This window comes from Saliniramus fredricksonii (assembly GCF_900094735.1).
Classification (GTDB): domain Bacteria; phylum Pseudomonadota; class Alphaproteobacteria; order Rhizobiales; family Beijerinckiaceae; genus Saliniramus; species Saliniramus fredricksonii.
Genome location: NZ_FMBM01000002.1, coordinates 1,046,093 through 1,058,074 on the forward strand (window position 1 = coordinate 1,046,093; position 11,982 = coordinate 1,058,074).

12 protein-coding genes and 1 pseudogene are annotated in these 11,982 nt (G+C 65.8%); 9 read left to right on the forward strand and 4 right to left on the reverse strand.

The genetic code is table 11. The features are described from left to right. Window positions 1-7: 7 nt before the first annotated feature. Complete coding sequence (gene ade, locus GA0071312_RS11420; protein WP_074445073.1) at window positions 8-1,720, reverse strand: adenine deaminase; 1,713 nt, start codon at window positions 1,718-1,720, stop codon at window positions 8-10. Between the two features lie 146 nt (window positions 1,721-1,866). On the opposite strand from ade, the gene tsaA reads away from it, so the two are divergent. Beyond that, on the forward strand, window positions 1,867-2,367 hold the full coding sequence (gene tsaA, locus GA0071312_RS11425; RefSeq protein ID WP_074445074.1) for a tRNA (N6-threonylcarbamoyladenosine(37)-N6)-methyltransferase TrmO: 501 nt from the start codon (window positions 1,867-1,869) through the stop codon (window positions 2,365-2,367). 27 nt (window positions 2,368-2,394) lie between these two features. On the opposite strand, the pseudogene recG reads toward tsaA, so the two are convergent. Then, window positions 2,395-4,514, reverse strand: a pseudogene (recG, locus tag GA0071312_RS11430) (ATP-dependent DNA helicase RecG). 171 nt (window positions 4,515-4,685) lie between these two features. Here recG and GA0071312_RS11435 point away from each other — a divergent pair. Further along, window positions 4,686-4,982 carry an FAD assembly factor SdhE gene (locus GA0071312_RS11435; RefSeq protein ID WP_074445075.1) on the forward strand — a complete coding sequence of 99 codons (297 nt, stop codon included), beginning with the start codon at window positions 4,686-4,688 and terminating at the stop codon, window positions 4,980-4,982. An 11-nt stretch (window positions 4,983-4,993) separates the two neighbouring features. Here GA0071312_RS11435 and GA0071312_RS11440 read toward each other — a convergent pair whose 3' ends face one another. Further along, entirely contained in the window at window positions 4,994-6,250 is a 1,257-nt protein-coding gene (locus GA0071312_RS11440; RefSeq protein WP_238947298.1) for a DUF3422 family protein, read from the reverse strand. Between GA0071312_RS11440 and GA0071312_RS19985 the strand changes: the two genes are divergently transcribed. The 5 genes from GA0071312_RS19985 to GA0071312_RS11460 all read left to right on the forward strand — a co-directional run bounded on the left by GA0071312_RS19985 (window position 6,200) and on the right by GA0071312_RS11460 (window position 9,516). Next, a complete protein-coding gene (locus GA0071312_RS19985) occupies window positions 6,200-6,487 on the forward strand; it encodes a hypothetical protein (protein ID WP_165603971.1) in 288 nt (95 codons plus the stop codon). The two genes, GA0071312_RS11440 and GA0071312_RS19985, sit on opposite strands and share 51 nt — an antisense overlap. Window positions 6,488-6,554: 67 nt before the next feature. Beyond that, complete coding sequence (locus GA0071312_RS11445) at window positions 6,555-7,382, forward strand: FkbM family methyltransferase (RefSeq protein WP_074445076.1); 828 nt, start codon at window positions 6,555-6,557, stop codon at window positions 7,380-7,382. Continuing rightward, window positions 7,379-8,632 (forward strand): TIGR03862 family flavoprotein, encoded by a 1,254-nt coding sequence (locus tag GA0071312_RS11450; RefSeq protein WP_074445077.1) that lies wholly within the window; start codon window positions 7,379-7,381, stop codon window positions 8,630-8,632. Before GA0071312_RS11445 ends, GA0071312_RS11450 begins: the two co-directional genes overlap by 4 nt. 86 nt (window positions 8,633-8,718) lie before the next feature. Continuing rightward, on the forward strand, window positions 8,719-9,141 hold the full coding sequence (gene ndk / locus GA0071312_RS11455) for a nucleoside-diphosphate kinase (RefSeq protein ID WP_074445078.1): 423 nt from the start codon (window positions 8,719-8,721) through the stop codon (window positions 9,139-9,141). Between the two features lie 72 nt (window positions 9,142-9,213). Beyond that, window positions 9,214-9,516, forward strand: coding sequence for a hypothetical protein (locus GA0071312_RS11460; protein WP_074445079.1), 303 nt, complete (start codon window positions 9,214-9,216; stop codon window positions 9,514-9,516). 6 nt (window positions 9,517-9,522) lie between these two features. On the opposite strand, the gene GA0071312_RS11465 is transcribed toward GA0071312_RS11460, so the two are convergent. After that, window positions 9,523-9,795: a hypothetical protein gene (locus GA0071312_RS11465; protein ID WP_074445080.1), complete on the reverse strand. Its 273-nt coding sequence runs from the start codon at window positions 9,793-9,795 to the stop codon at window positions 9,523-9,525. A gap of 163 nt (window positions 9,796-9,958) precedes the next feature. Here GA0071312_RS11465 and gatB point away from each other — a divergent pair, with 163 nt between their 5' ends. Both gatB and GA0071312_RS11475 read left to right on the forward strand, forming a co-directional pair. Further along, window positions 9,959-11,431 (forward strand): Asp-tRNA(Asn)/Glu-tRNA(Gln) amidotransferase subunit GatB, encoded by a 1,473-nt coding sequence (gatB, locus tag GA0071312_RS11470; protein ID WP_074445081.1) that lies wholly within the window; start codon window positions 9,959-9,961, stop codon window positions 11,429-11,431. A gap of 7 nt (window positions 11,432-11,438) precedes the next feature. Next, on the forward strand, window positions 11,439-11,915 hold the full coding sequence (locus GA0071312_RS11475; protein WP_074445082.1) for a GNAT family N-acetyltransferase: 477 nt from the start codon (window positions 11,439-11,441) through the stop codon (window positions 11,913-11,915). The last annotated feature ends 67 nt before the right edge of the window (window positions 11,916-11,982 follow it).

Below are 11,982 nucleotides of genomic sequence, written 5' to 3' on the forward strand. Positions count from 1 at the left end.
CGCCGGATCAGATCAGCGCGAAGCGGTCGACATCGACGAGCCCGCGATCCGAAATCTTGAGATGCGGGATCACCGGCAGCGGCAGGAAGGCGACCTGCAGGAAGGGCTCGGCCAGGGTCACGCCGAGAGCGCGCGCCGCCTCGCGCAGCGGGACCAGCGCGTCGCGGACCTGCTCGAAAGGCAGATCGCTCATCAGCCCGGCCACGGGCAGCGCGAGCTCGGCCCGCACCGCGCCATCGCAGGCCACGACGAAGCCGCCGCCAATCTCGCCCAGGCGATTGACCGCCAGCGCCATATCGCGCGTATCAGCGCCCACCACCGTAATATTATGGCTGTCATGGCCGACGGAGGAGGCGATGGCGCCACGCTTCATGCCGAAGCCCTTGACGAAGCCGCGCCCGATATTGCCGTTCCGCCCATGGCGCTCGACCACGCAGACGCGCACGATGTCCTGGTCCGTATCGATGTCGAGAATGCCGTCATTGAGCGGCAGCGTGGCCTCGAGGTGCTGCGTGATGATCTGGCCCGGGATCACGCCGATCACCGGCTGCTCCGCCGATTGCGCCGGGGCGATGAAATCATCCGCGCTGACGGGCTGCGCCTTCATGCTCGACAGCCCGATCGGCGCGACCGCTTCGCGGGTGGCGAAAAGCGCGTCATCGACACGCCGCCCGGCGCTGAAGACTTCCCGCACATCGCAACGCGCGAGATCGCCGATCAGCACGATATCGGCGCGTCGCCCCGGCGCGATCATGCCGCGATCGTTCAGCCCGAAGGCGCGCGCGGCGGTGAGCGAGGCGGCGCGGTAGACCGCGAGCGGCGGGCAGCCCAGCGCGATCGCGGTGCGGATCAGATGGTCGAGATGGCCTTCCTCGGCGATGTCGAGGGGATTGCGGTCATCGGTGCAGAAGGCGAGAAACGGGCTCGTCGCCACGTCGAGCAGCGGGGCGAGCGCGTGCAGATCCTTGGAAACGGAGCCCTCGCGGATCAGCACGGTCATGCCCTTGCGGATCTTCTCCAGCGCTTCCTCGGCGCTGGTCGCTTCATGCTCGGTGCGGATGCCGGCTGCGATATAGGCGTTGAGCCCGTCCCCGCGCAGGAGCGGCGCATGCCCATCGACATGGCGCCCGGCGAAGACGTCGAGCTTGTCGAGACAGGCGGGATCCGCGTTGATGATACCGGGAAAATTCATGAATTCGGCGAGCCCGATCACCTTGGGCGCATCGCGATAGCGCGCGAGCGCTGCGGCGTCGATCGCTGCGCCGGCGGTTTCGAGATCGGTGGCGGGGACGCAACTCGAAAGCTGCACCCGCAGATCCATGATGGTGCGATCGGCGCAGGCGAGGAAGTAATCGAAGGCATCGGTGCCCAGCACATTGGCCATCTCGTGCGGATCGCAGATCGCCGTGGTGACCCCGTGCGGGAGCACGCAGCGGTCGAATTCGAGCGGCGTCACCAGCGAGGATTCGACATGCAGATGCGTATCGATAAAGCCGGGCACGGCGATCAGCCCCTGCGCGTCGAACAATGTCTCGCCCTCGAACCGGCCATAGGTTGCCACGATCGTATCGCCGCAAATGGCGATGTCGGTCTCGGTCAGATCGCCGGTGACCAGATCGAACAGGCGGACATTGCGAATCACCGCATCGGCGGGTTCCGTGCCCGCGCCTTGCAGGATACGCGCCCGGTTGCGTGCTTGTGACGATCCGTCTGCAATCATGATCCGCCTCGCTTCATCATTGCGCGCAGAGTGAAGCAGCGTTCGGGATTGTCAACGCGTGCATGCGGCAACCGCTACCCACTCTCGTCAAACGCTGCGCGGGGCTCTATCCTCGCCATGACATGTCATGGGCGATGAGGTGAGATGTGAGCGCTGACGAGTATGGCCTGCGCGAGGGTGAGGTGGCAGTCGATCTGCCCGAGACGTTCGATGCCGGGATCTATTTCATCGGGGAGATCGGGACGCCCTGGAAGAGCCGCGCCGATTGCCCCAAGAATCCGGGCGAATCGGATGCGATCTGCACGATCCGGCTTGATCCGCGTTACGCGGCGGGGCTGAAGGATCTGGAGACCTGCTCGCATGTGATCGTGCTCTATTTCATGAACGCGGCGCGCCGCGATATCGTCCTCCAGCGTCCGCGCCATTACAGCACTGGCCGCGGTGTCTTCGCGCTGCGCAGCCCGGCGCGGCCCAATCCGATCGCGCTGTCGGTGGCGCGGCTCGAATCCATGGAGGGCAATACCTTGCGCGTGCGTGGCCTCGATTGTCTCGACGGCACGCCACTCGTCGATATCAAGCCGTATTTTGCCAGCATCGACGCGCGTCCCGAGGCGGTCGTCGGCTGGCGCGAGGCCGAGGGGCGGTAACGCGGGGCGTTGCGAAGGCCGAGGCACTCACCCCGCCCGCAGCAGCCGGACGCCGGCATCGCGCTCAAACAGGTAGAGCAGGGCGCGCAGGGCGTCGCTGCGGTTGCCTTCGAGCTCGCGGTCGCGTTCCATGATGAGGCGGGCCTCGTCGCGGGCGACGGCGAGCAGGTCGCCGTCGGTTTCGAGGCGCGCGAGCCTGAATCCGGGCAGGCCGGACTGGCGCGAGCCCAGCATCTCGCCCTCGCCGCGCAGGCGCAGATCCTCCTCGGCGATGCGGAATCCGTCCTCCGTTTCGCGCATGATCTCGAGGCGCGCCTTGGCCGTCTCGCCGAGCGGGCCTTTATAGAGCAGCAGGCAGGTCGAGGCGTCGGCGCCGCGCCCGATGCGCCCGCGCAGCTGATGCAACTGGGCGAGGCCGAAGCGCTCGGCATGCTCGATCACCATGATCGTGGCTTGCGGCACGTCGACCCCGACCTCGATCACCGTGGTGGAGACCAGGATCTTCGTCTCGCCGGCGATGAAACGCTCCATCGCCGCGTCTTTCTCCGGCCCGGACAGTTTGCCGTGGACGAGGCCGACCGCCTCGCCGTAGATGCGCCGCAGATCCTCCGCACGCTCCTCGGCGGCCGCGAGGTCGAGCGCCTCGGATTCGCCGACCAGCGGGCAGACCCAGTAGACCCGCGCGCCGCCATCCAGCGCCCGCCCGATGCTGCCGACGACTTCGCCCAGGCGTTCGAGCGAGATCAGCTTGGTGGCGATGGGTTTGCGCCCGGCCGGTTTCTCGTCGAGGACGGAGATGTCCATATCGCCGAAATGGGCCAGCGCCAGCGTGCGCGGGATCGGCGTTGCCGTCATGACGAGCACATCCACCGCCTCGCCCTTGGCGCCGAGCGCCAGGCGCTGATGCACGCCGAAACGGTGCTGTTCGTCGACCACGGCGAGGCCGAGATCCTTGAAGATGACGTTCTCCTGAAACAGCGCATGCGTGCCGATGACGATGTCGATGCTGCCGGCGGCGAGCGCTTCGAGCACGGCGCGGCGTGCGCTCGCCTTGTCGCGCCCGGTGGTGAGGGCGATGCGCAGGCCCTGCGCCTCGACCATGGGTTTGAGGCGTTCATAATGCTGGCGCGCGAGGATCTCCGTCGGCGCCATCATCGCCGCCTGCCGTCCGGCCTCGATGGCACTCGCCATGGCGAGCAGGCCCACGACGGTCTTGCCGGCGCCGACATCGCCCTGGAGGAGGCGCAGCATGCGCTTGTCGCAGACCATGTCCTCGCGGATCTCGCTGACGGTCCGCGCCTGCGCCCCCGTCAGCGGGAAGGGCAGGGCCTGCGTGAAGGCCTCGACCAGGCGCCCGTCACCCGCATTGGTGCGTCCAGGCTTGCGGCGCATGCGCGAGCGCACGATGGCGAGGGCGAGCTGGGAGGCGAGGAGCTCGTCATAGGCGAGCCGCCGCCGCGCCGGATTGCGCTCCAGCGCCTCGGCCTTCGCCGCCTCGGCGTCGGGCGGGCGGTGGAGCGCGGCGAGCGCCTCGCGAAAGGGCGGGAAGGCGTTGCGCTGCATCCAGGCCAAATCCTGCCATTCGGGGAGCTCGGGAACCCGCTCCAGCGCGGCATTGGTAAAGCGCGCGATCAACCGCGAGGTCAGGCCCTCGGTCTGGCCGTAGACGGGTTCGACGCTGGGCAGCTTGTCGGCCTCTCGGGCATCGAGGATGCGATCGGGATGCACCATCTGGCGCCGCCCGTCCCATAATTCGATCTTGCCCGAGATGATCTTTTGTGCGCCCACCGGCAACAGGCCCTGGATGCGCTGGCGGGGCATGTTGAAGAAGATCAGGGCGATATCGCCGGTCGCATCCTCGACGACGACGCGATACGGGGCTTTCGAGCGATTGAGCGGGCCCGGCTGGTGATCGACCACGGTGACGGCGAGCGTCACCTGCTCGCCGACGGGGCCTCGGCAATCGAGCCGCGCAGCCGCCGGTCGATCCCGCCGGTGGGGATGTGAAAGAGCAGATCGACGATCCGCGCCGGCTGGCCTTGCGCACCGACGAGCCGGTCGATCAGGGGCGCGATCTTGGGCCCGACGCCCGGCACGCTCGTTGCCGGGGCGAAATAGGGGTCGAGTATGGCGGGACGCAGGGACATCTGTGGATCGGCGCTCGCTCGGAATGGCTGGTTTTCGCACGCAGGCAAGCTATATACCCCGTCAGACCGAACCCGGCGAGGCCTTCGCGCGATTTCGCCCAAAAGGCGCGCGCAGGGTTTCCGTCCAAACGCATGCGTGGCGCCACCCGCGCGATCCAAGGAGACTGCCTCATGACCGGCACCACCCGCTCCAGCGCCGATCTCGACGTGCGTCGTCGTCGCATCCTGTTCCGCTCCTGGCATCGCGGCATCCGCGAGATGGATCTGCTGATGGGCCAGTTCGCGGATGCGCGCATCGGCGAGATGACCGATGCCGCGCTCGACATTTACGAAGCGCTGATCGAGGTGCCCGATCGCGACCTGTTCCGCTGGCTCACCGGCGAGGCCCCGGTGCCTGAAAATTACGACACCCCGGTCTTCCGCGACCTGAAGGGTTTCCATCAGCATAGCGGCCCGATCAACGTCTGACGCGGATCGTCTCAGCCCGAGCCGTCATCATGCGTGTGCCGGATCCGGCGCACAAGCAGCGCGAGGGCGATCAGGATGACCGGAATCGCCGCCGCCGTCACGATGGTGGGATCGACGGCGAAACCGGCCTCGCGTGCACCCGTGAGGCCACGATGCAGAAGGCCGCTGATGTAATAGGTGATCGCCGCGACGGAGAGCCCCTCCACCGTCTGCTGCAGCCGCAATTGCGTGCGCGCACGGGCATTCATGGTCTGGAGCAGATTGCTGTTCTGGCTCTCCAGCTCGACATCGACACGTGCGCGCAGAAGCTGCGCGGCGCGGGAGAGCTTGCGGGAGAGGTTGGCCTGGCGCTCCTCGGTCGACAGGCAGGTGCGTATTGCAGGCTGGAGCCGCCTGTCGAGGAAGGATGACCAGGAATCATAACCCGTGACGGGTTTTTCAGCGATCGCCTCCAGCCGCAGCCGCACGAGATCGCCATAGGCGCGCGTGGCGCCGAAGCGATACAGTGAAGCGGCCGCGTCGCTCTCCAGTTCAGCGGCGAGACCGGTCAGGGCATCCAGCAGCCGGCGATTGTCGGTAAAACCCTTGCTGTGGCGCATCTCTTCGAGAAGACCGGGCAGGGTGGTCTCGATCCGCCGGATCGTCGGCGCGAGGGCCTGCGCTTCGGGCAGGCCGAGCAGCGCCATGGTGCGATAGGTCTCGATTTCCAGAAGCCGCTGCACCAATGCGCCGCCCTGGGCTGGGCTGAGCCCGCGATCCTCGACAAGGATGCGCACGAAACCATGCGCGTCCGCCCGGAAATCCGTGATGACCCGGGCCGCACCGCCTTCCACATCGGCAATGGCGAGATTGGCTTCACCGAAAACGCTCTTCAGATCAGCCGACCCGCCATGCAGGGTAAGGTCCACGGCGACCATCAGGAGGCCGCAGCCGTTGTCATCGTCTTGCAGATCCTGCAATCCGTCCATGACGCGCGCAAGACGATCCGGGGCGGGTTCATGCGTATCAGCTCCGCTGCCCCCGCCGCCATTGCCGGGAAATTCCCAGGTATAGGTGGTGAACTCGCCGTGACTTTCGAAGCGCAGGGCGACGCCGGAGCATTGCGCGCGATGATGGCGTGCGCTCTCGGCAGGCAAGGGCAGGCCGCGCGCTTCGCACCATTGCGCGAGCCGTGCCCGCGCCTGGCCTGCCGCTTCCTCATCGGTCATGAAGGCGAGATGGATGACGCGATGCGGCGCTGTGAGTGGCGCGAACGGACGCGCATGCATTTCCGCCAGCAGTCGACCGCGCAGCGGATGTTGTCGGAATTGCAGCGGGGGTGCGGGTGCGTCACCAGCGTGATGCGTCTGCGCGCCACTCATCTTTTCAACCTCGCCGTATTGCGCGAACTGCACCATGGCCGAAATCTCGGCTTTCGCCAACCACGCGACGTCACACCATGCGCGTCGATGCCGGGATATGGGGAGCGCGTCGTCGCTTCTCGCGCGCTTGCGAATGGCGGCTGAGAATGCAAATGGTGTACCTTATACCAGGGCCGGCCATGGAGCCCGCCCAGAGCGAGTCGTTCCATCCATGTCAGAGACCAAACCCTTCGGCGCATTTTCTCCTTCCGGATCCGTGGCGCGCATCATCAGATGGACGCGTGCTGCGTCTGATACCTGGCTGTCGAAGCGCATGACTTTTCTGTTGCGCCGAATCGCCCTGAAGAGGCTTGCGGGTGCGCCGGTCGACATCGAGACCTTCGGCGCGAACATGCGGTTGTTCCCCTACAACAATGTCAGCGAGAAACGCGTTCTCTTCACGCCGCAATTCTTCGACCCGCTGGAGCGCGAGATCCTCGCAACGCGAATCCGGGACGGTTTCATTTTCGTCGATATCGGAGCCAATATCGGCGCCTATTCGCTGTTTGTGGCCATGCATGCCGGAGCGCGGGCGCGCATTCTGGCCATCGAGCCGCAACCCGATATCTTCGACCGCCTCGTCTTCAATATCCGCCAGAACCCTGGCGCCACGATCAAGGCTGTCGATTGCGCCGTCGCCGACAAGCCGGGCGAGTTGACCCTGTTCATCGATCCGCGCAACAGCGGGGAATCCTCGGTGAAGGTTGTGGGTTCCGGCCAGGCCGGCGCGATCAGGGTTACGGCCACGACCTTGCAGGAACTGGTCGAGGCGGAGGGCTACGAGCGCATTGATGCACTCAAGCTGGATGTGGAGGGCGCCGAAGACATCATCCTCGAGCCCTTCTTGCGCAATGCTCCACAGGTGTTGCATCCGCAAATGATCATCATCGAGGATGGTACCGAGCGCTGGCAGACCGATTTGCCGCGTCTGCTCCAGGAGGCGGGTTACCGCGAGATCGCACGCACGCGGCTCAATCTGGTTTACGAGCGCGACGCATGAGCGCTGCCCCGGAAGCGGCTGGCGACGGGGGCGTGGCCATTGTCGGCGCCGGCCCGGCAGGACTGATGGCGGCGCAGGCTCTCGCCGAGCGTGGCCATGCTGTGGTGATCTTTGAGCGCATGCCTTCGCCCGCGCGCAAATTCCTGCTGGCCGGGCGCGGCGGGCTCAATCTGACGCATAGCGAGCCTCAGCATGCCTTTCTCGCGCGCTATGGTGAGACACCGGAGCTGCTGGCGAAGGCGATCACGTCCTTCATGCCGCAGCACTTGCGCGACTGGAGCGATACGCTCGGCGAGCCGACCTTTGTCGGGTCGAGCGGGCGGGTCTTCCCGAAGAGCTTCAAGGCCTCGCCGCTGGCGCGCGCCTGGCTCGCCCGGCTGGCCGGGATGGGCGTCACCCTGAAGACACGCCACCGCTTCATCGGCTTCGACGGGCCGGACGGGCTCGTCTTCGAGACGCCGGAGGGAGAACAACGCATCCGCCCGGCGGCGACCCTTCTGGCGCTGGGCGGCGCGTCCTGGGCCCGGCTCGGCTCCGATGGCGCCTGGACCGGGCCGCTGAGCAAGGCAGGCGTCGCGATCAGCCCGCTCGCGCCCTCCAATGTGGGCTGCGAAATCGGCTGGAGCGAGACTTTCCGTGAACGCTTTGCCGGTGCGCCCCTCAAGCGCATCGCGCTGGCTTGCGGCGACATGATCCAGCGCGGCGAGGCGGTGGTCACCGAAACCGGGCTCGAAGGCGGGGCCGTCTATGCGCTGTCCCGGCCGTTGCGCGAGCAACTGGCCGGGGCGGGCGCTGCGCAACTCGTTGCCGATCTGCGGCCCGATCTGAGCGTCGACGAGATCGCGGCGAAACTGACGCGGGCCGGTGAATCGAAACGCAGCGACACGCTCAGCAACCGTCTGCGCAAGGCGCTTGCCCTCGATCCCGTCGCGATCGGCCTTTTGCGCGAGGCGCATGGCGTCGATCTGCCGCGCGCGCCGGAAGCACTCGCTGCGGCGATCAAGGCTGCGCCGCTCACCGTGACGGGTTTGCGCCCGATGGACCGGGCGATTTCCTCGGCGGGAGGGGTGGCGTTTCCAGCCATTGATGATGCGTTCATGCTCAAGGCGCGCCCGGGGACCTTCATCGCCGGTGAGATGCTGGATTGGGAAGCGCCCACGGGCGGTTATCTGCTCCAGGCCTGCTTCGCCACCGGCGTTGCGGCGGGGGAGGGGATCGCGGCCTGGCTCAAGGCGCGCGAAAGCGCATGAAGGTCGCCGAAGATGCTTGAGAGCCGGGGCTTGCCCGGCTATAAGCGCCGCACCATCTATACCATTCCAAAAAGAACGGATCTCCCATGGCCATCGAGCGCACCTTCTCGATCATCAAGCCCGACGCGACCAAGCGCAACCTGACCGGCGCCATCAACGCTGTTTTCGAGGAAGCGGGCCTGCGCATCGTCGCGCAGAAGCGCATCCTCATGACCACTGCCCAGGCGCAGGAATTCTACGCCGTGCACAAGGAACGCCCGTTCTATGGCGAGTTGGTCGAATTCATGACCTCGGCGCCGGTCGTGGTGCAGGTACTGGAAGGCGAGAACGCCGTCGCTAAGCATCGCGAAGTGATGGGTGCCACCAACCCGGCTGAAGCCGCCGAGGGCACCATCCGCAAGAAGTTCGCGCTCTCCGTGGGCGAGAATTCCGTGCACGGCTCCGATTCCGCCGAGAATGCCGCGATCGAGATCGCGCAGTTCTTCGCCGGTATGGAAATCGTCGGCTGATTTCGCAGTGCTTTCCGGGCGACGCCGCGTCGCCCGGATGCTTTCGCTCGCGCCCCGTATCGGAGAGATGCCATGGAGACGCCCACGGTTGCCCTGCAGGTCTGGGTGCTCGGTGCCTTCGATCCGGTGTTGATCGCCATTGCCGCGTTTCTCGGCTGGAAGGCGGACCAGTTCGCCAAGGTCTTCATCGCGGCGATCGCGGCCCTGCTGATCTCGGTGCCCGTCTCCTGGGGCATCAATGCGCTCGGCCTGCCCTGGATCGCACCCGTTGGTGGCGAGCAGCCGATGCTGCTGCAAGTGCGCACCGGCGGCGCCATTATCTGGGCAAGCCTGGCCTATTTTGCGCACAGGTTGCGTGATCGCGCCAAATCCTGAACTGGTCTACTGCGCGTCGATTGTCGGCTCGCCCTGCGGTAGCGTTGCTGTCGGCGCCTGTCCGACCTCCGTGGTGCCGAAGGTCAACAGGCTGATCAGGCCGATCAGCACAACCGCGCCGATGAGCACCCAGATCCAGAGCGAGGATGTGCGGCGCGCGGGTTTCGGGCGCTGGTCGATCTGATCGGGATCGTGACCCGGCTGCATCAGGTTCGGGTTGCGATGGGGTGCGTTCGGATCATGCTCCGTGGGCCGCTGCCCGGGATCGCGCTGCGTCATGACGGGCCTCCTCAGGCTTTCTCGGTTCGGTATTCTCGACAGGTAACGCGCCTGCGGGCGCGAAGTTGCATCGGATTTCCGCAGGGCGGATGCATGTCGAGTCTTGCAGTGGGCGGCGCGGGAGGCTAACCGGAAGCAGGTTGTTTCTAAGGATGGATGTCTCATGAACGCGCCGGTCGATCACAAGAAGCTCATCAAGGGCGCCACGGGTGATTGGGAAGTCGTCATCGGCATGGAGATCCATGCCCAGGTGACGAGCAAGGCCAAACTGTTCTCCGGCGCCGCCACCGCCTTCGGTGCGGAGCCGAATGCGCATGTCTCGCTGGTCGATGCGGCGATGCCGGGCATGTTGCCGGTGATCAACCGGGAATGCGTGCGCCAGGCCGTGCGCACGGGGCTCGGCCTCAAGGCCCAGATCAATCTGCGCTCCGTCTTCGACCGCAAGAACTATTTCTACCCCGATCTGCCGCAGGGCTATCAGATCAGCCAGTACAAGTACCCGATCGTCGGTGAGGGCGAAGTCGTGGTCGATATGGCCGACGGCACGCAGATCCATGTCGGGATCGAGCGGCTGCATCTCGAGCAGGATGCCGGCAAGTCGATCCATGATCTGCACCCCGCCCAGAGCTTCGTCGATCTCAACCGCTCCGGCGTTGCGCTGATGGAGATCGTCTCCAAGCCCGATCTGCGCTCCTCGGAGGAGGCCAAGGCCTATGTGACCAAGCTGCGCACCATCCTGCGCTATCTCGGCACCTGCGACGGCGATATGGAGAAGGGCAATCTGCGCGCGGACGTGAACGTCTCCGTGCGCCGCCCCGGTGATCCGCTCGGCACGCGCTGCGAGATCAAGAACGTCAATTCGATCCGCTTCATCGGCCAGGCCATCGAGCACGAGGCGCGCCGGCAGATCGGCATCATCGAGGATGGCGGCACGATCGACCAGGAGACGCGGCTGTTCGACCCCGGCAAGGGCGAGACGCGCTCGATGCGCTCCAAGGAAGAGGCGCATGATTACCGCTACTTCCCCGATCCCGACCTGCTGCCGCTGGAATTCACGCAGGATTTCGTCGACGAGCTCGCGACGCATCTGCCCGAGCTGCCGGACGAGAAGAAAGAGCGCTTCATCGCCGCATACGGCCTGTCAGTCTATGATGCGGGCGTCCTGATCGCCGAGCGCGAATCTGCCGATTTCTTCGAGCGCGTCGCCAAGGGTCGCGACGGCAAGGCGGCGGCGAACTGGGTGATCAACGAGCTGTTCGGGCGCCTCAACAAGGAAGGCCTCGGCATCGCGGATTCACCCATTTCCGCCGACCAGCTCGGCGCCATCGTCGATCTGATCGGCGAGGGGGTGATCTCCGGCAAGATCGCCAAGGACGTCTTCGAGATCGTCTGGAGCGAGGGCGGCGATCCGCGCGCCATCGTCGAAGAGCGCGGCATGAAGCAGGTCACCGATACTGGCGCCATCGAGAAGGCGGTGGACGAGGTGATCGCGGCCAATGCCGGGAAGGTGGAGCAGGTCAAGGCGAAGCCCTCGATGCTGGGCTGGTTCGTCGGCCAGGTGATGAAATCGACTGGCGGCAAGGCCAATCCGCAGGCGGTCAACGCCATGCTCAAGGACAAGCTCGGCATTGAGTGAGCGTGGCATGAGCGTGATACGGCCCGTGCGCGACGGGGATGCACAGGACCTGTTCGGCCTGCTCACCCTGTGCTTTGCGGAGTATCCGGGCTGCTTCACCGATCCGCATGACGATCTCCCGGATCTCCTGCGTCCGGCGAGCCATGCGGCGGAGAACGGTATCGATTTCTTTGTGATCGAGGATGATGGCGGGCGCGTCTGCGCCTCCATCGCCATGGATAATCCGGCCCCGCAGACGATCGAGATTCACCGGCTTTACGTGCGCCCCGATTGCCGGGGCAGGGGGCTCGCGCGCATGCTGGTCGACCATGTTGAAACCCGCGCCCGCGCCGCCGGCGCTACCCGCATCATCCTGTGGTCCGATACCCGCTTCGAGAACGCGCACGCGCTCTATGAAAAGCGCGGGTATGTGCGCGCCCCGCAAGCGCGGGAACTCGGGGATGTGTCCGGCTCGGTGGAATGGTTTTTTGATAAAAAGTTGTGATTTGTTGATATAGGCACGTATAAATAGCTTCATCCGTCCATGGCTCGCTCCGTCCTTTGCGCCGTGG